We start from the raw sequence: 19,457 nt of genomic DNA on the forward strand, positions 1-19,457 counted from the left end.
ATCAAAGCTTGATTAGTTCAAGCCAGATTTAACCTGTGCGATAGATTGTTTGAACAAATCACCCGATGACTTCGCTGTCATCTTTTCTGCTAGAAGTTTTTCAGTTGCAGCAACCGCAACATCAACAGCTGTTGAACGAACGGCATTGATCGCATCTGTTTCAGCCTGAGCGATTTTTTGCTCTGCCATTTGTGTACGGCGCTCAACATATTCTTCTGTCTTAGCGCGTGCTTCTGATGCAATTGCGTCAGCTTCACGTTTAGCAGCAGCAACAACGTTTTCTGCTTCTTTTTCAGCTTCAATACTTTTGCGCTTATATTCTGCGAGTACACCTTCAGCTTCTTCACGAAGCTTGCGTGCTTCTTCCAGTTCATTGCGAATTTTGTCCGCACGGCCATCAAGACCCTTTGCGATCATAGCCGGTACTTTGAAGTAGGCTATAACAGCAAAAAAGATGATAAGACCGACGAGTGCCCAAAATGTTGCGTCCATGTCTGTCTCCTTTACTTGCCAGAAGCCGCTACGGCTTTAGCAAGATCAGCTTTCGTGACAGTGCCACCGATAAGCTGTGTGAAAATTTCTGATGCTGCTTCTTCAGCGATACCACCAACTTCAGACATTGCTTTTTCGCGAATGTCAGCAATGCGTGCTTCAGCAGCTGAAAGTTTAGTGCCTAGCTCGGCCTCTACTTTTGCACGCTCTGCATTGGCTTCAGCGTTTGCTTTTTCGCGCGCTATTTGGCCAATTTCATTTGCTTTGGCTTTTGCCTCAGCAAGCTCTTGCTCATAAGCTGCGATAGATGCATCGGCATCATCACGAAACTCGCGCGCTTTGTCCAAATCCTGCGCAATGCGGTCTTGGCGGGTTTCAAGAATGTTCCCAATACGTGGAACAATGACTTTTGACATGAACCAGAGGAAAAAGCCGAATGTGATCGCAAGCCAAAAAAGCTGCGATGCAAATGTAGAAGTGTCGAATGGCGGGAATATACCGCTTTCGGCATGCTCGCCTACAGCTTCCGTTCCTGCTGCCATTGCTTCGGTGATAAACATTGCTATCGATCCCAGATCTTAAAATTAGATGATTGCACGACGAATGCCCACAATCTCGGCGAAGAAAGTCACCGCGCTTTTGTCAAGACGACTGCCGCTACAATGCAGCGACAGTCAATCCAAAGACAATTCTTATCGTATTATTACGAGAAGAGGATAAGGAATGCGATAAGCAATGAGAAAATGCCCAAAGCTTCTGTTACCGCAAAGCCGAAAATAAGACGGCCGAACTGACCATCAGCTGCTGACGGGTTGCGCAATGCACCTGACAGAAAACTACTGAAAATTGTACCAAGACCCATAGCAGCGCCCGCCATGCCGAGACATGCGATACCTGCGCCGATGTATTTTGCTGCTTCCGCTTCCATTTTAAGCTCCTTTGGATTGTAAATGCAGATTAGTAGTTCAGTTAAACGGGTTGCCCCGCTATCCTCGATTAGTGTGACGGATGCAATGCATCATTGAGATACATGCACGTCAGGACTGCAAACACATATGCTTGCAAGAATGACACAAGGAATTCCAGACCGGTCAAAGCGACAACCATAATTAATGGCAGTATTGAGCCACCGATACCAATTGCGCCAAGGCTAGACATCGAAACGATAAAGCCGGCGAACACTTTGAGTGTGATGTGACCTGCGAGCATATTCGCAAACAGTCGAATGGAAAGTGATATCGGGCGTGACAAGAATGAGATGACTTCAATCGCAGCAACAAGCGGTATCAATATGCCGGGAATGCCATCGGGCACGAACAAGCCCAAAAATTTCACACCGTGTTTAGCAACCCCATAAACAACCACGGTGCCCATAACGAGCATCGACAAGGCGAATGTTACAATGATCTGCGCTGTGACCGTGAAGAAATATGGGAACATGCCCAAAAGATTGGCGACCAGAATGAACATGAACAGTGAGAAAACAAACGGGAAGAACCGCATGCCTTCAGTTCCGGCAGCATCGCGCAACATAGAGGCAACAAATTCATAAGCCGATTCGGCAATTGATTGTCCGCGCGAAGGAATTAGACCACGTTTTGCTGTCGCAAAATATAGGAATGAAGATGCAAGTGCGACAGTACCAACCATAGCCAGTGATGAGTTCGTGAACGATAGATCAAGACCGCCAACATTCTCCAACGGTATGATTTTATTCGTCACGAACTGTGCGGTCGGATCGTTTGCCACTTCAGTCACCCTAAATTTTATTGCCTGTCGGCATCTGGTTTATCTTTATCAGACACCTTGTCGGGCATCCGGCTTTCAGGCTCGGCAAAGTTGCCAGAAGCCCGCATTACATTAAAAGTCCCGGCCGCAAAGCCAAGTAACAAGAACACAATAAGTCCCCAAGGACTTGTTCCTGCAATTTTGTCGATCAAGTAACCGATTCCGGCACCAACCAAAACCCCGCTGATGAATTCACTCGAGATTTTAACAGCTGCGCCCCAACCGGCACTATCACGTTCATTGTCCGTATCAACCTGACCTTTTTTCTCACCAACTTTTTTGGCAAGGGCAGCATCCAGATTGGCGCGCCTATCGTTCAGATTGTTATCATCAGAGCCAGTCATTGCACCTCACAAACCTCATTATCACGCAGCATAACACATTGCTTGCTGCTGTGTGGTGTATGTTCATTCGTTGCTAGAAAGCCCTTTTGAATTTGGCGGCAACATAGTTTCGCACCCCCTGCTAGTCAAGGCAGTTTAAGACGAATAGAAAAAGCCTTATAAGACTTTAAATACAAAGACTTATAAGACTCTTAGCAAAAGGTCGCAGATGAAGTTTTTATGATTGCAACTAGGTTTGGCTGATTCCGCCTATATTAGCTCCAGCCACCGCCATAGGTACGATAGAAGATGTGCAAGCCAATCTTACCGACTCGTTTCATGTGGCGCGCCCAACGTGGGTTTACGTAAGTTGCGTGATAATGCGTGGATGAGCCAACTTCTTTAAACCAAATTTTTCCAGCTGAAACAGCAATTGCAACGTCTTGTGCTGTCTTCCATGAAGTCGGTGAATTGATACGATCGCGGATGCCATCGCATGCAAAAGAGAACTGGCAACGATTGCGCCAAGATTTATTTTGATAAACAACGCCGCAAATCGTTTTCGGATATGCAGGGTTACGAACGCGGTTTAGAATAACTTGTGCTACGGCTGCTTGACCAGAAACCGGCTCGCCGCGTGCTTCAAAATAAATGCCTTCCGCAAGGCACGTCTGCTCTTTGCTTGAAAAAGCATAAGCAGGCAAAGGCTGCCTTGCCCAAGCATGATCATTTTCACCGATTGGTGGAATGAACCGGCCGCGTTTATCTTTGTCATTGTTGAGCAAGCTATCAAACGGTGATTGCGCCGAAAAATCCGGCTTTGCGGGCGCGTAGGCTGTCGCTAGAATGTCTGCATTATCGTTCGTAACGAGGCTGGCAAGCATTTTAGGAACACCAGGACTTGCCACTTTGGGCTGTGTTTTAAAAAATGTCTTAGCTATCTTTATTTCTTCGCCCTTAATATCGGACTTAGCAAAAGCCATTTTAACTGCGCCATCAACCGCAGGGCGCAAAAGATTGCTTTGGCGTTCAAAAATAGATCCGGCAGAGAAATCTTTTGGCGGTGCGACAGGCGTAACGGCAGCAACCCGCCCTGATTTACCTTTTGAGTTGATACGCATTTCGTCTGGTGTGTCTGGCAAAACCGTTTTGGCAGCGTTGAGAGTTATATGCCCAAGATTTTTTGTACGTACACCGACAGATCCCGTCACCGTAGGATCTACACCGAACGGCATCTCAGCCTGATGCGTTGAACCTGATGATGAGCGCAGCATTGTGACCTTCCAGCGATCAACAGAAGATTCGCCTCCCGAGATCAAACTCGACATATCCTGCAATGCAATTTGACTTGGATTAGCTATAAAAAAAGCTGTGGCAAAAAACACCGGTGCGGCAAGCCGCGCCGCAACTCGGCGACCGGCATTCAAACGCAAATTACGCAACACTCATACTCCAGACAGAAACTCAAAACGCTGTTAACTATATTGGAGAATGAAGCATTAACCTTGATGTCCGGTTAATGACGCGGTGAGGATTTGTTAATCATCGCCCCTAAAACGGTAAAATACACAGCAGATACGAAAATCCCCAGCGCAAAGGCTGGGGATTTAATTGAGATAAACTGCTTAGTTTTTGCGTTTTGCTTTGTGTGCAAACGGATTATCGCCGCCGCGCAACATCATGCGAATTGGCACGCCGGGCATATCAAAATCCTCGCGCAGCGCATTGACCATATAACGCTGATAACTTTCTGGCACCGCGTCTGGACGCGTACAAGAGATTACAAAGCCCGGCGGGCGGGTTTTGGCCTGCGTCATGTATTTTAATTTCAAACGGCGACCACGCACCGCTGGCGGTGGATGGTGAGCAATCACCATTTCAAGCCAACGATTGAGCTTTGCCGTAGGAATGCGCTTGTTCCAAGTTTTGTGGGTTGCCACAATCTCTTTCATCAAGATATCGAGGCCCGCACCCGTTTGACCAGAGATAGGCACCGCACGGAGGCCGCGTATCTGCGGCAGAAGGCGCGTTGTTTTCTCGCGCAACTCTGCCAGCACTTCCTGTCGGTTCTCGATCAAATCCCATTTATTAAATGCGATTACCGGTGCCCTGCCCTCACGCGCAATAAGATCAACAATCTGCAAATCTTGTTTTTCAAAAGGAATGGTCGCATCAAAAACGATCACGACAACTTCCGCAAAGCGAATTGCACGCAGACCGTCACCGACGGACATTTTTTCCAGCTTTTCCTGAACTCTCGCCTTACGGCGCATACCGGCCGTGTCGAATAGACGAATTTTTCGCCCTTCCCACTCCCAGTCAACAGAAATACTATCACGGGTAATACCCGCTTCTGGACCTGTTAGAAGGCGCTCTTCTTGCACCATCTGATTGATGAGTGTCGACTTGCCAGCATTAGGACGACCGACAATAGCGATTTGCATTGGTTTGCTATCATCATATTCCGGCTCAGTTTCATCGTCTTCAAATTCATCATCATGAACAGTGACGTTAACGCGCGCTTCGAAGGTCTTGCCTCCTTCAGCATAGGCAACATCCTCGCCGACAGCTTCAACGATTGCTTGGCGCAGATCAGTCATGCCTTCGCCGTGCTCAGCAGAAATTGGAACAGGCTCGCCTAAACCAAGACGAAACGATTCATAATAGCCTGCATCCGAATCCTTTGATTCAGACTTATTCGCAACCAGCACGACCGGCTTGTTTGCACGGCGCAAAATATCTGCAAAAGTTTTATCGTCTGAGGTCAGGCCCCATTTGGCATCGACCAAAAAGAGCACCATGTCGGCTTCTTCAACAGCCGTCAGTGTTTGGATTCTCATCCGGCCCGACATTGTCTCGGCTGCACCTTCTTCAAGGCCAGCGGTATCAATGACTTCAAATTTCAGATCATACAGGCGCGCATCATGACGTCTGCGGTCACGCGTAACGCCAGGCTGATCGTCCACGATGGCAATTTTTTGGCCAACAAGACGGTTGAATAAAGTCGATTTGCCGACATTGGGGCGCCCGACAATGGCAACGGCGAAACTCATCCTTCTACTACCTTGCCGCTCGCTGTTATAAGTTCGAGCATTATGCGAGCACGCTGTGCAACGCCGCTTGGCGATTGCTCATCGTTTATTATGTCGCTGAAAAATGTTTGGGCGTCTGCAAATTTCTCTGCACGCCATGCTGCAAGCCCCATTGCTTCACGCGCTGCATGACGCAATGTGTTTTCGGTTGATGAAAGCACTTCAACGCGCTTTGCAACCTCATCATATTCAGCAGTATCAACAAGTGCGTAGCCTGCTCGCAGTTTTGCAATATCGCGAATGGCAACCGGCACCGAACTATCTGCGGCAACAGCATCGAACATGCCAACAGCTTCATCGACCTTACCATCATTGGCAAGAACAGTCGCCGCACGCATACGGGCAAGAACAGGATATTGACCAAAGCCATCCTTTTCCAAGTCCTGAAGTGCAGTTAGTGCCTCTTCGGATTTACCGTCATTGGCAAGATTAAGCGCGACCAGAAAACGGTCCCCAGACTCATTTGCCTTGCTTGATGTGTAATAATCATAAAACCGCGTTGCAGCCGTTGCTACAACAAGCAAAACAGCGGCACCAATGATGAATGTGCCAAAGCGATCCCAAAATGATTTGAGGCGATCAGAGCGTAGCTCTTCCTCGACTTCGCGAATAAAACTGTCGTCAGACATCAGTACACCTTTGAATAATATCGCCTGCGTTTAGCGATAAATGCGTCGAAATGTAAGGGGGTATCGCTTTCAAGAGTGAATAAAGCGATTTTGAACACCTTCTATAAGGTTAAAATCAACTGCCCAAGCTAATATTAATAGCTCGGGCAGTGATTTACGAACCTATCGGGCGTTAAACGGCGCTATCAGCTTCGCTATTTTTCTGTAGCCATTCTTTATCGATATCTGGCAGATCTTCATTATCAATGGCGGCTTCAAATGCCTTCAACCGTTTATGAATAGAAAGCAGGTCGACGACTGTTGGCCATGAATTCACCAAATATTGGAATGAACTTGAAACCTGACTAAATGCAGTCAAAACCTGCTGCATAACACCGAAGGTGAAGCCAATAGCTGCCCCAGCAATAATACTTGGAATAAGCAGCAACATGGCGAAGATATTATCGGCTTGAATATAAGCAAAACGGAATACGTTGAAATACATATATTCAAGATAAAGCCTAAAATAATTCCGGCGAACATCATTAAATAAATCAATCATTTTCGGCAGCTCAGCACGATCAAAATCGTCTTCGCCATAGACTAGTTCTTTACGGAAAGCTGCTTCAACGCGTTGATTTTTAAATTCAAGCCCCGGCAAGCGAATGCCCGTAACAGCAAGTAGAACAGTACCAAAAATGGACCATAGGATTGCCGCCCAAACAAGCGCTTGAGGCACGGCACCAAAGAATGGAATTTCCGGTACGTATTCAGACAATCCCCAAAGGATAGGCAAGAAGGCGATCAACGTCATGACGGCATCAACCGCGGAAACACCAAGCCCCTCCATAATCGAGGCAAAGCGCATTGTATCTTCTTGAACACGCTGCGATGCGCCCTCAATGTGACGAACCTGCTTCCAACGCTCAAGATAATAGTCGTTCATCGCTGTACGCCAACGAAAAATCCAATGGCTGACGAAAAACCTGAACACAACGATTACAGAGATGAATAGGAAAGCCAGTTGCACGAATATCCAAATATAGGTGAACAAATCCGCAGCAGTGGTTGTCGAACTATCACTCAATGCATTTTGAACAGCATCAAAGAACGGTCTACGCCAATTGTTGATTGCGACTGAAACTTGAACATTGAAGTAAGTCACAAATAACAATACCGCCGAGCCTGTTACAGACCAGATTTCCCAAGGGTGTTTCTCTTTAAAATGCCAAAAGGCGATAAAAATGCCCGCAAACACGATAAAGAATATATAAAACCAAAGGAATTCAGGTGTAATAAAATGCCCAAGACCGATGACCGGAGCAGCTTCAGAGTCGCTCGAACCAAATATACCAGCACCAAGTTCTGCTCCCCCTCCGTACCAAGCCAAAACTGATACTGCGCACCACACTATAAAAGATGAAAAAAACAACTTTGGCGACGGGAAGAACGATTTGAACACGGAATGAAGTACTCTCAATTATTATGTTTATAATTATCTGACGTGACGAACGACATTGTAGTTTTTATGTCATTGTACATAAATGAACAGGAAAAAATTCTAAACACCCCGCACATCACGTTATCGTGCAAAAACAAACCCTTTAAGGCAGATCATCATATGGAACATATTCAGGCAAACCTTGGCGCAGTGGGCATATATGTCGCGCTTAATTTTTTCATTCTTGTTTGGATTGCAAACTCAACGGGCTCATTGCGCCGAAAGCTTAAAATTTCGATTGGAAATGGTGGTAACCAACATTTAGAGCGCATCATGCGCGGTCACGCCAACGCCGCAGAAAACATCCCTATTTTCTTGATCGGACTGACTGTAGGCGCACTGATCGGCATGCCTTTAATCGCAATCCATCTATTGGGAATAGTCTTTACAATTGGCCGTGCCATTCATGCCCATCACTTTATTATGGAAGATGCACCATTCAAAACCAGAATGATTGGCTTTGGCATTGCCTTGCTCGCAATGCTGGTTCTGTTTGCCGGACTATTCGTGCACGGTATATGGGCCCTCTTTGGCTGATGTGCTTATCGCGCGACGCTTAACTAAAATGGTTCGGTGACAAAAATTCTGTTGGCATTACCAGTTGTTTTGATAGCTGATATTACCGTTGAAGAATTTGAGAAAGTGGCCTGATGAACGCTGTCATTAAAGAAATGATCACCTACCCGATTAAAGGCCTTTCAGGACAATCGCTTGAGGTGGTTGCGTTGGAACAATCGCGCGGCTTTCCACTTGATCGCGCCTTTGCTTTTGCTCGCCATGACAGCGGCATGGACCCTGCCAGCCCAAGACCAATGCCAAAGAGCAAGTTTTTGGTGCTGGCGCGCGATGCTGCGCTTGCGCGGCTAAACACGCGTTTTGACACCGCAACAAAAGCGCTTTTCATTCAAGATGGAAAAGAAGAGCACGTATTTGACTGCTCTACCGATCAAGGCATGAGTGACGCATCTCAATTCCTATCGACCGTCGTTGGCCTTGAGGCGGACAAAACACCCAACTTTATTAATGGCGGCGATTTGCGCTTTACCGATGTTTGCGTGACCTCACCGCAATATATGCACGCAATTTCCATTATTAATCTGGCATCAGTTCGCGCATTGTCTGACGCGACTGGCCGTGATGTTGACCCGCATCGTTTTCGCGGCAATTTGCTCATTGATGGGTGGGAACCATTTAGCGAACTCAAAATGCTCGGCCGTGACATTGAAATTAACGGCGTGAAGCTACGTGTTCTTAAAAGAATAGTGCGTTGTCCGGCGACACAGGTGAACCTTCAAACCGCGGAGCGCGACATGGATGTACCCGCGCTCATCGAGGAACATTTCGGCCACCGCGATATGGGCATTTATGCGGAAGTTTTGGTCGGCGGTGACATCAAAATCGGTGATGAAGTAAGCTCAAACTAAGAGCTTACTCCCACTCAATCGTGCCCGGCGGCTTAGACGTTACATCATACACGACGCGGTTAATGCCGCGCACTTCATTGATGATACGGGTCGCCGCATTGCCGAGGAAATTCATATCGTAATGATAAAAATCAGCGGTCATGCCATCGACAGATGTAACCGCACGCAGTGCGCACACAAATTCATATGTGCGTCCATCGCCCATCACACCAACGGTTTGAACAGGTAGAAGCACGGCAAAAGCCTGCCAGATTTCATCGTAAAGGCCAGCTTTGCGGATTTCATCTAGGTAAATCGCATCGGCTTTACGCAGTATTTCCAATTTTTCACGGCTGATACCGCCCGGACAACGGATCGCAAGACCAGGCCCTGGGAATGGATGACGACCGATAAAGCTTTCTGGCAAACCAAGTTCTTTACCAAGCAGGCGCACTTCATCTTTGAACAGCTCACGCAGCGGTTCAACCAGTTGCATGTTCATACGTTCCGGCAAACCGCCCACATTATGGTGCGATTTGATTGTCACGCTTGGACCGCCCGTAAAGCTCACGCTTTCGATCACGTCTGGATAGAGCGTGCCTTGCGCTAAGAATTGCGCATCTTTGCCCTGCTCCGCAAGTTCCTTAGCTTCGCGCTCAAATACCTCAATGAACAGACGGCCGATAGTTTTACGCTTGATCTCTGGATCGCTTTCGCCTTCCAGCGCAGAAATAAATTCGTCTGAGGCATCGATACATTTCAGGTCAAGATTGTAATGCTCGGTGAACATTTCAACAACTTGTTCCGCTTCGCCCATGCGCATCAAGCCATGATCCACAAGAATACATGACAAGCGATCGCCGATCGCTTCATTGATAAGCAGCGCAGCAACAGACGAATCAACGCCGCCTGACAATGCACAAATAACGCGCCCCTCTGGCCCAACCTGATCGCGAATGGCTTGAACAGCCTGCTCGCGGTATGCAGCCATAGACCAGTTGGATTTAAGTCCTGCAATCTTGTGAACAAAGTTCGACAAGAGCTTGGCACCGTCTGGCGTATGCACCACCTCTGGGTGGAACTGTGTTGTGTAGTAACGACGCTCTTCATTCGCAGCGATAGCAAGCGGCGCATTGGGCGATGTCGCTATGACTTCAAACCCTTCTGGCAGTTCTGTTACGCGGTCGCCGTGGCTCATCCATACAGGGTAGTCTTTGCCAACTTCCCAAACGCCTTCAAAAAGCGGGCTTTCTTTGTGGATAGTAATGCGCGCGCGGCCAAACTCACGGTGATGCCCGCCTTCGACTTTTCCACCCAGTTGATGTGCCGTTACCTGCTGGCCATAGCATATGCCTAAAACAGGAATATCAGCTTCGAAAATTTCTTGCGGAGCGAGCGGCGCATTTTCATCATGCACCGAGGCCGGGCTGCCAGAAAGAATGACCGCTTTAGGCTTCAAGCGATGATACGCATCACTAGCAAGTTGAAAAGGAACGATCTCACAATAAACGCCAGCCTCACGGACACGGCGCGCAATCAGCTGTGTAACCTGACTGCCAAAGTCAATGATGAGAATATTATCGGAATGGGAGGTGATATCTGTCATGAAAAGCCTTTACGGCGAGTCAGATAAATATTCAATCGTTTAGCGAAAGAGAAATCACTTACAGCAAAATAGTTAAGTGATTTTTCCCCAGTTTGTATCAAAAAAGGAACTTTCGCAGCTATATGATTGAGTGAAGCCTACAAAATAGCTCGTATCGCAATCATGATAGCACCGATCAAAAGTGCATAGCCGCTGTTGTTAACGCGCCAGCTGAGCTTCCAGCAAATCGACTGCATGGGTTAGATTTTGATCGACGACATGCAAATATTGCGTCCAGTCGCTCAGTTTAGAAAGCGCCTCGTTGCCATCTGAAATACCGCGCAGGCCAATCATCGGCACGTCGAATGCCATACAGGCGCGCAAAATTGCAAAGGTTTCCATATCCACCATGTCCGCGTCGATTTCATCATAATCTGCGCCAGACACGATATTTGCACCTGTTGATAAACGCGCAGCTTCAACGCCGTCAATTTGAACAGCCATAGGAATTTCAACGGGCAAATCTATCAATGGTGTCTGCCCCTTTTCAAACCCCAAGGGCGAAGCGTCCATATCGCGGTAACTCACAGAGGACGCTTGATAGACAGCGCCCTGTTTTAAGGTTCTTGAACCACCAGAGCCCAATGACACCAAAAGGTCTGGCTTAATATTGCCAAGTGCTTTGGTTACCGCAACGGCGCTTTCAACAGGGCCAATGCCACACATGAGCGGCGTAATGCGCTGTTTGAGATGGTCGCCATATTCAGGATTAGCGGCCATAACATAGAGGATGGATTTTGAACCGATTTTCTTAAGCAAAATTGAGCCACCACAAGGAAATGTTTAAGAGCGAAGCAAAGCCTATCCAGCACAAATATGGTATCATCAACCAGCCAGCCACGCGGTCTTTGCTCCATACGCTTACAATAAAAATCGCGGTCAACACGATCATTGCCAAGATGATTAGCGCAGCAAAGAGCGTCCAATGATAGGTGAAAAACACCGGTGACCAGGTGAAATTCAGCGCAATCTGGGCGAACCAAATCTTCATCAAAGTGCCATTGGCATTGCGTATCCAAGTGCGCCAACCCGCAACAGCAATCATTGCATAAAGAACAGTCCAAACTGGACCAAAAAGCCAAGATGGTGGATTAAAAAACGGTTTCGTTAAGCCGTCATACCAATCACCGGGCAGGTTCTGCGTTCCGATGAGCGCCCCGCCGCCAACACAAAGAATAAGAAATGCGATAAACGATATATATTTTGCAGGCATATCTACATCTTACTCCGACTAATTTATTTGTTTCTCTGCGCGGCACTTAACTGCCGCCAAGGCAGTGTATTTTCTGGAAACATATCGCCAACAACTTCTAATACCAACATTAAAATAGCAACAACCATCGTTGACACCACAGCCATAGCTGCTGCTTGTGTGGGCAAACCTGCATCTTCTAAATTAAGTAGAACGACGCCTATCGTTTCAGTACCAGCCGACCAAAGCAGCGCAGAAACAGTCAACTCATTAAAAGCAATAAGAAACACCATGAGCGCTCCAGCCAGAAGTGAGGGAAGGATCAAGGGCATAATAATCGATAATAATCTTTGGCGAAGACCAGCGCCATCCAAAAGTGCGGCCTCTTCTATATCGCGGTCCAATGAGGTAATTGCCGCAAAAATAGGTTTAAGCGCAATCGCCATGAAGCTCGCGCAATAAGCAAACAATATAACCCATTTTGTTGCGTAGATAGATACGCCGATAATAGGCAGTGGACGAGCGAACAAGAGTATACAAGCAATGCCCACCACCACACCCGGCAAAGCATAGGGCATCTCAACGAGCGCTAATATTGTGGACCTTATGCGCGTTAGGCGGCGGTCCAGCACATAGGCCAATAGCATACAGAATATTGACAATATAATAGCGGCAAATGAGGCATAAATCATAGAATTTGAGAATGCGCGGCGCGTAATATCTTGTCGCCACAACACCTCAACATACTGATCAAGCGTTAAAGTATCAAAGCGTAATAGCATGCCGTAAGCTGGAACAATTGATGTCGCCAATAGTGACATCATAGGAATGAAAATGGTCAATATAAAAAACGACCAAAGTCCACATTCGATCCAAACACGCCAGCGGCCTGCATTGATGAATACGGCCAACCTATCGCCACCCTGCAATCGAACATTGTTGCGTGATAACAACCTTGCAGAAGCAATAACGCCTATGCTGGCTATTACGCCGATCAGCATTGAGATTAATGCCGCTTCGGCAATTGTGTTGGTGCCGAAACTCGCCAATTTTTGAAAGATCAATGTCGGCAACGTCATATAACCAACAGGTAGCCCTAACAATGCAGGAATACCAAAGTTGCCGACACCTGCCACAAAAGCGAGCAACAATGCAGACGCCACATGTGGACGCACCAAGGGAAGCAATATGCGCGAGAAAATTGCCAGTGGTTTTGCTCCATCCAAAAGCGCAGCTTCAATGATAGAATGCGGCACACGCGAAAGACCTGCTGCCAAAGTAATAGCAACAAGAGGAGCATGTTGAAGTCCCATAACCAGCACAATCCCGCCAAAGCCCAGCATCGGATTGGGTGTACCTGGCGGCGGGGCAAGTCCAAACGCTTTTAACAATGGAGATGCTGGGCCAGCCAGTGTTTTAAATGCAAGTGCTGATATCTGCGGCGAGATCATCAATGACAGTATAAATACAAACGCCAACAGCCGCCGCGCGCGCAACTGCACAGTCATTAAAATTAAAGTGAGTGAAATGCCTATCGCACCAGCGATAATGGTAGAGGCGAGAGCGACTGAAATTGTATTCGAAGTAGCCGTCAGTATTTGAGCCGAGAAAAAAGTTTTTAGCGTCGTTTCAACACCTGCAGAAAATGAACCAGTTGCAGCTAAGACCAACTGCAAGATTGGCACACCGCAGATGACCAAAACGACAAAAAGGGCGCATATCGCAAGTGGGCCGCCCTCATGCAACGTCCAATCGCCGGCAGATGTTCGCGTGTTTATCCGCCGACGCGATAGTGTGTTAATCATTTCGATGATTATCTCAAACGATGCTTACTGGCTGAAAATTTCTGCAAATTTGGCTTTATCGCTTTCTGCTGAATTCAGTGCAGCTGCCGCATCAAATGACATAATCTTAATATCATTCAGTGCTGGGAAACCCTCAGGTGCAGCCACATCAGGATGCGCAGGCATATAGCCTTGTGATGCAGCCAGTTCCTGACCTTCTTTTGAAACTAAGAAATCGATAAATGCTTTTGCCGCTTCTGGATTTTTAGTACCTGCCAAAATTGCGACCGGTTCAGAAATTGCAGAAACACCTTCCTCTGGGAAAACGAAATCAACAGGTGCGCCTTTTGCTTTTTCACGGATCGGTAGAAAATCAACGACCATGCCATAAAGCTTTTCACCACCTGCGACGGCTTTTAAAACACCGCCATTACCACCGGATGCCTGCGCGCCATTTGCGGCAAGATTTTCGTAATAACCCCAACCCGCATCTAAATTGTTGATGAGCGTGGCTGTGTGAATGAGCGCTGCGCCTGATGTTAATGGGGATGGCATAGCAACCTGACCTTTGGCAGCTTCACCGAGTAAATCATTCCATGATTTAGGTGTAACCGGTGCCGCAGTATTATAGATAATGCCCGTTGTTATCAGCTTCGTGGCGAACCACATCTTTTCTTCATCATGAATACCTGATGCATATGCAGAAATATCAGCGCCTTCATGCGCCATTAGTAAATCGTCTGCTGCCAAGCTCTCCATTGTTACGCTATCTGCAATCAACAACACATCTGCTGGTGTTGCGCCTGCTTGCAATTCAGCGCGTAACTTAGCCATGATTTTCGTCGTACCATCACGCACAAAAGATATATCGACATCAGGATATTTTTCTTTGAATGCATCGATGGTTTTTTGAGCATCGTCATTCGGCTGGCTTGTATAAAGCGTCAATGTTCCATCAATGGCGTGCGCAAAGCCTGCGCTTAATAGAACAGTGGTAGCAGCAAGAATCGAGGTAATTAATTTACGCATTTAACATTTCCTTCGGTGTTTGCATTAAACCGAAGGCCTATGGCTTTTGTGTAACTTTTAAATGACAGTTACACAAAATCACAACATCATTTCAAGCGTTGAAGTACGGCAAAAAAGAAGCCGTCTGTCCCCGTTGTTCGCGGTGTTAAGGTTACACAATTAAAATCCGTGGTCCACGGCTTTGGTGCATCCGTACCAAAAAGTTCTTCCCAAACTTCGCCTGCGCCTAATAAATCAAAATCGTCATGCCGGTCGCCAAAAGCGTAGATTTGATCCTCATTCTCATCCTGAAAAATGGAACAAGTGATGTAGCAAAGATAACCGCCCGGCTTTACGAAGTTGCGCGCTGTATCGAGAATAGCTGCCTGCTCCAGCTTGCGGCTCTCCAGCTGATCTTCCGTCAACTTCCATTTAGCATCTGGATGGCGGCGCCATGTGCCTGAACCAGTACAAGGTGCATCCACAACAACACGGTCAAAGCTACCATGTAAATGATCTATCTCTGCATCAGCGGCATGAACCTGCACATTGCGTGTCCCTGCCCGTTTTAAACGATCAAATATCGGTGCCAAACGCTGCTTGTCAGCATCGTAAGCATGCACCTGACCTTTATTGTCCATCGTGGCGGCCAGCGCCAAAGTTTTGCCGCCAGCACCTGCGCAATAATCGAAAACTTGCTCGCCGCCTTGTGCAAAAACAAGATCAGCAACGATCTGGCTTCCCTCGTCTTGAACTTCAAACCAACCTTTTTGAAATGCCGGTTCCGCAGTCACATTCGGCATGCGGCTTGCGCCACCTTTGGCTGAAATGCGCATACCTTGGCGCGCAATTTTAGAAGGCTTTGCACCCTGTTTTGATAGTTGCTTCAAAACTTTTTCGCGCTCTGCTTTCAGTGTGTTAACGCGCATATCAAGTGGCGGGCGTTCAGCAAGTGCTTTTGCTTCTTCGACCCATTCATCACCGAATGCTTCTTCAAGGTGATCGCTTACCCATGCAGGCACATCCGCCTCAACCTCAGATGGCATGAAAGCCAAATCTTTTTGCGATGCAGCTTCTATGCGTGCAACAGGAATTTCCGGCGCAAACTTATCATCGGCCAGCGCTTCCTGAATCTGAGCAAGGCTCATGCCCCATTGACGTAGCAAAGTGCCAAAGATTAGCGCTTCTGCATCTTCCCCGCCAAACATATAGCCAGTCGATGCGCGTTTGCGCAGGGCATCATAGACCAAATTGCCAATGGCATTACGGTCCCCAGAGCCAGCAAACCGATGGTTGTTGCCCCAATCTTTAAGGGCCACGGATACGGGCCGATTACGGCTCTCCATATCTTGTAAAACTTCTATCGCTGCTTGAATTCGTCCGCCTAGGCGCATGTCGGTGATCCCGTCTTTAAAATGATACATGTCAGTATGATGCACTTGCCCCAAGTGCAAGGTGAATCCGCGCTTTGTACATTATCATGGCTTCAACATGCATAAATAATCGCAAACAGGATTAATCAATCCAATCACCGTCACATTCGTATGTATGTTAAAGCTGTTAGGGAGAACCATATGAAATACCGTACAACAATTCTTATCTCCGCCGCGCTTATATCCGGTACAGTTTCAGCCAGCGCTTTTGAAATTAAAGGCACGAATGGCACCGCAATTGAAGCGACAGAGATTGCCATTTTCAACGAACCATGGGCGATGGTCATGGGCCAAAGCGGCGACGCGCTGATCACTGAAAAATCTGGCCAATTATTTCACCTGTCAAAAGATGGTGTGAAAACGGAAATTAAGGGCGTTCCAGAAGTCTTTTATGGCGGACAAGGCGGGCTGGGCGATGTCATCTTTGCTGGTGATGCCGAAGATGAAATTTACCTCTCCTATGTTGAACAAGATGCCGACAATTTTGGTGCCGTGGTTGTTAAAGCCAAGCTGGAGAGCGCCGAAAACGGTAAACTTCAACTGGCAGATATTGCGCGCATTTGGGAGCAAAACAAACAAGGCCGCCAAGGGCACTATTCCCATAAGCTGGCCATCGGCCCTGATAGCAAGCTCTACATCACATCTGGTGACAGACAGATGCAAAAACCCGCACAAGATATGAGCGTGAACCTTGGTAAGGTGATAAGGCTTAATCTTGATGGTTCAGTGCCGGAAGATAATCCGTTTCAAAGCGATGGCGAGATTGCCAAAACATTTTGGACAATAGGCCATCGCAACTTACTCGGCATTGCTTTTGGCGCAGATGGAAAGTTGTGGACGCATGAAATGGGCCCGCGTCATGGCGATGAATTAAACCTGATTGAGAAAGGCGAAAACTACGGATGGCCGCTTGTCTCAAATGGTGACAATTATTCAGGCATTCCCATTCCAGACCATGAGAGCGATCCAAAATTCAATGCACCGCAAGCATTTTGGGTGCCAACGATCGCACCATCAGGACTCGTCATTTATAATGGAGATCAATTTGCCGACTGGAATGGCGCTGCGCTGATTGGCGGCCTTGCTAGTCAGGCGCTTATCCATGTTGATATCAACGGCACATCAGCGACAGAAAATGAGCGCTTTGAATGGGGCAGCCGCGTGCGCGAGGTCGAGCAAGGCACAAATGGCGAAGTCTATGTGCTTGAAGACGGCCCCGAAGGGCGCTTGCTTAAGCTAGAACCAAACGGATAGCGAACCAGATGCAGTAAAGAGTGCACACACATAATGACGCAAGAAATATTTGGAAGCGCCATTTCAGCTTGTTGGCTGTGATGTAAACAAAGCTGTGCACCGTTTTAAGGGTGACAAATATCCACGCCAAAGCCAGCGCCACCATATCCACCAAGCCTGCAGAGTGAAACGCCAGTGTTATTGCAAAAAAGAGAACGGGCAATTCAAACTGGTTGGAAACCGCATTGCCAAACTTAGCAATTTCTGGCGGCTCATTTTGCTTTGGCAGTTTGTAGTCATGCGCTTTTGCCTGACCACTTTTTACTGAACCAATCCTTGCCCGCCCCATTGGTAAATACAAATAGAGCGAGACTAAAGCCTGAATAATAAGCGGCCAAAAGATGAGGTTCTGGTTCATGGTTTTTACCTAACCTGCGTTTGGATAATTCGGGCTTTCACGTGTAATCGTTACGTCATGTGTATGGCTTTCACGAAGGCCGGCATTGGTAATACGCACGAAGCGTGATTTTTCGCGGAATGTTTCCAAATCAGGACATCCTGTGTAACCCATTGCAGCGCGCAAACCACCGGCTAATTGATGCAATACTGCGCCAACTGGGCCTTTATATGGCACCTGTCCTTCAATGCCTTCTGGTACGAGTTTTAATGTATCACGTACTTCGCCTTGGAAGTAACGGTCCGCTGAACCACGCGCCATCGCTCCGACAGAGCCCATGCCACGGTATGATTTAAATGAGCGGCCTTGGTATAGATATACTTCGCCCGGGCTTTCGTCTGTGCCTGCAAGCATTGAACCAACCATAACGGCATGTGCACCAGCAGCGAGTGCTTTTGCCATATCGCCAGAAAGCTTTATGCCGCCATCGGCGATTACAGGAATACCAGCTTTTGAGGCTGCCTCTACCGCTGACATAATCGCACTTAGCTGAGGAACACCGACACCCGCAACAACGCGCGTTGTGCAGATAGAGCCAGGCCCAATGCCGACTTTAATCGCATCTGCGCCAGCATCTACCAGCGCCTTTGCACCATCTGCCGTTGCAATATTACCTGCCATAATGCGCACTGCATTGGACATTTTTTTAACTTGCGTTACGGCATCCAATACGCGCTGAGAATGGCCGTGCGCAGTATCGACAACGATCAAATCAACACCTGCAGCAATCAGTCTTTCAGCACGCTCAATGGCGTCATCACCAACTGAAACCGCAGCACCGACACGCAAACGTCCCTGCCCGTCTTTGGCAGCATTTGGGTTAAGCTGAGATTTTTCAATGTCTTTAACTGTAATCAAGCCAACGCAATAACCGCGATTATCTGTAACCAGCAATTTTTCAATGCGGTGGTGGTGAAGCAAGCGTTTTGCTTCATCTTGACTGACATTTTCGCTCACCGTGATGAGATTTTCATGCGTCATCAGTTCGGAAATTTTTTGATCTGGATTAGATGCAAAACGCACATCGCGGTTGGTCAAAATGCCGACCAGTTTACCCGGCTTCTGACTTCCGGCTCCTGAGCTTTCAACGACAGGAATACCTGAAATATTATATCGCTTCATCAATCCAAGCGCATCGGCCAATGTTGCATCCGGTCCAATCGTCACCGGATTAACAACCATGCCGCTTTCGAATTTTTTGACCTGATAAACTTCTTCTGCCTGCGCTGCAGGATCAAGGTTTCGGTGCACAATACCAATGCCGCCCGCTTGCGCCATCGCAATTGCGAGCTTGCTCTCTGTAACCGTGTCCATCGCCGCTGACATAATTGGCAATGACAATTCAATACCATCAGCAATTGTCGTCGATATATTGGTTTGGCCTGGCATCACTTCAGAGTGTGCAGGTTGCAACAAAACATCATCGAAGGTTAGCGCTTGCTCACCTGTGGGCGTCATAAGAATTTTGGACATGGGTGTCATCCGTCTTTGGGGCAAA

General features: G+C 47.5%; 20 protein-coding genes. 3 read left to right on the forward strand and 17 right to left on the reverse strand.

Going from position 1 to position 19,457, the window contains the following annotated elements; genetic code table 11:
• Positions 1 to 12: 12 nt before the first annotated feature.
• The 9 genes from N530_RS0107440 to sbmA all read right to left on the reverse strand — a co-directional run bounded on the left by N530_RS0107440 (position 13) and on the right by sbmA (position 7,765).
• Positions 13 to 492, reverse strand: a complete 480-nt coding sequence (locus N530_RS0107440) for a F0F1 ATP synthase subunit B (RefSeq protein WP_018689437.1) — start codon at positions 490 to 492, stop codon at positions 13 to 15.
• A gap of 11 nt (positions 493 to 503) precedes the next feature.
• Entirely contained in the window at positions 504 to 1,052 is a 549-nt protein-coding gene (locus tag N530_RS0107445) for a F0F1 ATP synthase subunit B (protein ID WP_026480188.1), read from the reverse strand.
• Positions 1,053 to 1,195: 143 nt separating this feature from the next.
• The gene (locus N530_RS0107450) at positions 1,196 to 1,420 is read right to left on the reverse strand and encodes a F0F1 ATP synthase subunit C (protein ID WP_018689439.1); all 225 of its coding nucleotides are present in this window, start codon (positions 1,418 to 1,420) and stop codon (positions 1,196 to 1,198) included.
• Between the two features lie 68 nt (positions 1,421 to 1,488).
• The gene (locus N530_RS0107455; RefSeq protein ID WP_026480189.1) at positions 1,489 to 2,241 is read right to left on the reverse strand and encodes a F0F1 ATP synthase subunit A; all 753 of its coding nucleotides are present in this window, start codon (positions 2,239 to 2,241) and stop codon (positions 1,489 to 1,491) included.
• Between the two features lie 17 nt (positions 2,242 to 2,258).
• Positions 2,259 to 2,624, reverse strand: coding sequence for an ATP synthase subunit (locus tag N530_RS0107460; protein ID WP_018689441.1), 366 nt, complete (start codon positions 2,622 to 2,624; stop codon positions 2,259 to 2,261).
• 254 nt (positions 2,625 to 2,878) lie between these two features.
• Positions 2,879 to 4,048, reverse strand: a complete 1,170-nt coding sequence (locus N530_RS0107465; RefSeq protein ID WP_026480190.1) for a cell wall hydrolase — start codon at positions 4,046 to 4,048, stop codon at positions 2,879 to 2,881.
• A gap of 180 nt (positions 4,049 to 4,228) precedes the next feature.
• Positions 4,229 to 5,656: a ribosome biogenesis GTPase Der gene (gene der, locus N530_RS0107470; protein WP_026480191.1), complete on the reverse strand. Its 1,428-nt coding sequence runs from the start codon at positions 5,654 to 5,656 to the stop codon at positions 4,229 to 4,231.
• Positions 5,653 to 6,324, reverse strand: coding sequence for a tetratricopeptide repeat protein (locus tag N530_RS0107475; protein WP_026480192.1), 672 nt, complete (start codon positions 6,322 to 6,324; stop codon positions 5,653 to 5,655). Before N530_RS0107475 ends, der begins: the two co-directional genes overlap by 4 nt.
• A gap of 172 nt (positions 6,325 to 6,496) precedes the next feature.
• Positions 6,497 to 7,765, reverse strand: a complete 1,269-nt coding sequence (sbmA, locus tag N530_RS0107480) for a peptide antibiotic transporter SbmA (protein ID WP_026480193.1) — start codon at positions 7,763 to 7,765, stop codon at positions 6,497 to 6,499.
• Between the two features lie 159 nt (positions 7,766 to 7,924).
• Here sbmA and N530_RS0107485 point away from each other — a divergent pair, with 159 nt between their 5' ends.
• Together N530_RS0107485 and N530_RS0107490 are read left to right on the forward strand one after the other, a co-directional pair.
• A complete protein-coding gene (locus tag N530_RS0107485) occupies positions 7,925 to 8,341 on the forward strand; it encodes an MAPEG family protein (RefSeq protein WP_026480194.1) in 417 nt (138 codons plus the stop codon).
• A 113-nt stretch (positions 8,342 to 8,454) separates the two neighbouring features.
• Positions 8,455 to 9,228: an MOSC domain-containing protein gene (locus tag N530_RS0107490; RefSeq protein ID WP_026480195.1), complete on the forward strand. Its 774-nt coding sequence runs from the start codon at positions 8,455 to 8,457 to the stop codon at positions 9,226 to 9,228.
• Positions 9,229 to 9,232: 4 nt separating this feature from the next.
• On the opposite strand, the gene guaA is transcribed toward N530_RS0107490, so the two are convergent.
• From guaA to N530_RS0107520, 6 genes are all read right to left on the reverse strand, one after another.
• Complete coding sequence (gene guaA / locus N530_RS0107495; RefSeq protein WP_026480196.1) at positions 9,233 to 10,813, reverse strand: glutamine-hydrolyzing GMP synthase; 1,581 nt, start codon at positions 10,811 to 10,813, stop codon at positions 9,233 to 9,235.
• Positions 10,814 to 11,011: 198 nt separating this feature from the next.
• Positions 11,012 to 11,572, reverse strand: coding sequence for a 5'-methylthioadenosine/S-adenosylhomocysteine nucleosidase (locus tag N530_RS0107500; RefSeq protein ID WP_051540815.1), 561 nt, complete (start codon positions 11,570 to 11,572; stop codon positions 11,012 to 11,014).
• Positions 11,573 to 11,603: 31 nt separating this feature from the next.
• On the reverse strand, positions 11,604 to 12,065 hold the full coding sequence (locus tag N530_RS0107505) for a TspO/MBR family protein (protein ID WP_051540816.1): 462 nt from the start codon (positions 12,063 to 12,065) through the stop codon (positions 11,604 to 11,606).
• A 23-nt stretch (positions 12,066 to 12,088) separates the two neighbouring features.
• Positions 12,089 to 13,849, reverse strand: a complete 1,761-nt coding sequence (locus N530_RS0107510) for an iron ABC transporter permease (protein WP_026480199.1) — start codon at positions 13,847 to 13,849, stop codon at positions 12,089 to 12,091.
• Between the two features lie 24 nt (positions 13,850 to 13,873).
• Positions 13,874 to 14,857, reverse strand: a complete 984-nt coding sequence (locus N530_RS0107515; RefSeq protein WP_026480200.1) for an ABC transporter substrate-binding protein — start codon at positions 14,855 to 14,857, stop codon at positions 13,874 to 13,876.
• Between the two features lie 86 nt (positions 14,858 to 14,943).
• Positions 14,944 to 16,230 (reverse strand): RsmB/NOP family class I SAM-dependent RNA methyltransferase, encoded by a 1,287-nt coding sequence (locus tag N530_RS0107520; protein ID WP_026317417.1) that lies wholly within the window; start codon positions 16,228 to 16,230, stop codon positions 14,944 to 14,946.
• Positions 16,231 to 16,410: 180 nt separating this feature from the next.
• Between N530_RS0107520 and N530_RS0107525 the strand changes: the two genes are divergently transcribed.
• A complete protein-coding gene (locus N530_RS0107525; RefSeq protein ID WP_026480201.1) occupies positions 16,411 to 17,523 on the forward strand; it encodes a PQQ-dependent sugar dehydrogenase in 1,113 nt (370 codons plus the stop codon).
• Here N530_RS0107525 and N530_RS0107530 read toward each other — a convergent pair.
• Both N530_RS0107530 and guaB read right to left on the reverse strand, forming a co-directional pair.
• Positions 17,501 to 17,920 (reverse strand): MAPEG family protein, encoded by a 420-nt coding sequence (locus N530_RS0107530; RefSeq protein WP_026480202.1) that lies wholly within the window; start codon positions 17,918 to 17,920, stop codon positions 17,501 to 17,503. The genes N530_RS0107525 and N530_RS0107530 overlap by 23 nt on opposite strands.
• 9 nt (positions 17,921 to 17,929) lie before the next feature.
• Positions 17,930 to 19,432 (reverse strand): IMP dehydrogenase, encoded by a 1,503-nt coding sequence (gene guaB, locus N530_RS0107535; RefSeq protein ID WP_026480203.1) that lies wholly within the window; start codon positions 19,430 to 19,432, stop codon positions 17,930 to 17,932.
• Between the last annotated feature and the right edge of the window lie 25 nt (positions 19,433 to 19,457).

Source organism: Ahrensia sp. 13_GOM-1096m (genome assembly GCF_000620605.1).
Lineage (GTDB): Bacteria > Pseudomonadota > Alphaproteobacteria > Rhizobiales > Rhizobiaceae > Ahrensia > Ahrensia kielensis.